The following is a 338-nucleotide window of genomic DNA, read 5'->3' as shown; positions in this document are numbered from 1 at the left end:
TTGTGATAGAGGCATACCGTGTTTTCTAGCTTCGAGTGTTTTGGATCAAAATTTAAGAGTAAAACTCGAGTGATGGGAATGGTCTCTTTGTAAATATTTCATTTTTAACAAACAAGAGTGCTGTTGAGGAGAAACATTCCAATCAATAAAGTGTGGGCATTGGCAGAAAATTACGGTTTATTGAAGATAAATTTCTCAAATGTTCGTAAGAACTAAAATCCTTCCTTGTCCTTTTGTTGAAGACGTTCATTTTTTTAAAAAAAGCCAAGATTCAAAGATGAGAGTTTTTTTACTGCATAGTAGAGTATATTATTCATATGTTCGTTCATGGCAAGTGG

The sequence above is a fragment of the Bartonella sp. AA81SXKL genome, from assembly GCF_042196945.1.
Classification (GTDB): domain Bacteria; phylum Pseudomonadota; class Alphaproteobacteria; order Rhizobiales; family Rhizobiaceae; genus Bartonella.
This window is presented reverse-complemented; position numbering follows the sequence as displayed.